Genomic DNA, 1,325 nt, shown 5'->3' on the forward strand with positions numbered 1-1,325 from the left:
TGCCTGGAGTGTCGAAAATAACCTGATCACCCCGACATTGAAGCTCAAGCGCAATGAAATCGAAAAACGTTACGCTGATGATATTGCTCAGTGGTCCAAGACGCGCGGGGTTGTTTGGGAGGCTTGAGCACGATGAAAGAGGCGGATCAGTCGCTGGTCCGTCTTCTCGCCGATGGTAACTTTCGTTCCGGTTCAGAGCTTGGGGAGGTGTTGGGTATTTCCCGGGCTGGGGTCTGGAAGCGAGTCCAGCGCCTTGCGGATTTCGGTCTTACTCTGGAATCTGTGAAAGGCAAAGGTTATCGGCTGGCTCAGCCACTGGAGTTGATCGATTCCGATATTGTGCAGCGCCGTCTCGGCGGTGCTGCGGACCTGCATTATCAGTGGGTCACCGGTTCTACCAACGCGGATGCCCTGGCATTGGTAGGGCCTGTTTCCCATCCCCAGGTATTTATCACCGAATGCCAGTTGGCGGGCCGCGGTCGCCGCGGCCGAGTCTGGCAGTCTCCGTTCGCCGCTAATCTGTACGTTTCTGTTCGGTACACGTTGCCTGGAGGCTTTGCCGCCTTGGGAGGGCTGAGTCTGGCGGTTGGCGTGTCTGTTGCCGAGGCGTTGCGTGAGCTTGAGCCGGACCTGCCGATTGCCCTCAAATGGCCCAATGATCTTTTGGTTGATGGTGCCAAGATTGGTGGTGTGTTGATTGAGCTTGCGGGGGAGATGGATGGTCGCGTGGATGTGGTTATCGGTGTGGGCCTCAACGGCCGGATGACGGCGGCCCAGGCTGACGCCATTGACCAGCGCTGGATTGATTTGGCTGCTGTGTTGCCGCAGATGCCATCGCGCACGGATCTCACCAGCCAGGTGATTATCCGATTAATGGATATGCTGGCGCTTTTCGAGGTCCATGGCTTTGACGCCTTTGCCGAATCGTTCGCTAAGCTTGATGCGGTATCCGGCAAGAATGTGGTTGTCAGGGCCGTGGATCAGGAGCTGGTGGGTGTTGCGGCTGGAGTGGCCCCTGATGGCGCGCTATTGCTGAAAACAAAAGATGGGCTGCGCTCCCTGTACGGCGGAGAAGTGAGTTTGAGAATCCAATGAAGCTGTTTGTTGATGTGGGCAATACCGCCATGAAGTGGCGTTACTGCGACGGCGCAACGGTGCATCAGGGTGGCTGCCGCCATGGGCGGGAGTGGTCGCGGGTGGTGGATGTCATGTTGGCGGGGGCTGGGCGGTCGCCTGATGAAATATGGATCGCGTCAGTCGCCGGGCCGGAGGCGGATGCGGTTATTGCCTCTTGTCTTGCGAGTCGCACAGGTTGTCAGCCCCGG

General features: G+C 58.3%; 2 protein-coding genes. Both read left to right on the forward strand.

Features of this window, described 5'->3' with window-relative positions; translation table 11 throughout:
* Nucleotides 1-132 precede the first annotated feature (132 nt).
* Nucleotides 133-1,095 carry a biotin--[acetyl-CoA-carboxylase] ligase gene (locus tag A3754_RS21875; RefSeq protein WP_063521329.1) on the forward strand — a complete coding sequence of 321 codons (963 nt, stop codon included), beginning with the start codon at nt 133-135 and terminating at the stop codon, nt 1,093-1,095.
* A partial coding sequence (locus A3754_RS26305; RefSeq protein ID WP_156497142.1) for a type III pantothenate kinase occupies nt 1,092-1,325 on the forward strand: 234 nt, incomplete at its 3' end. The genes A3754_RS21875 and A3754_RS26305, both read left to right, overlap by 4 nt.

It is taken from the genome of Alcanivorax sp. HI0083, assembly GCF_001635175.1.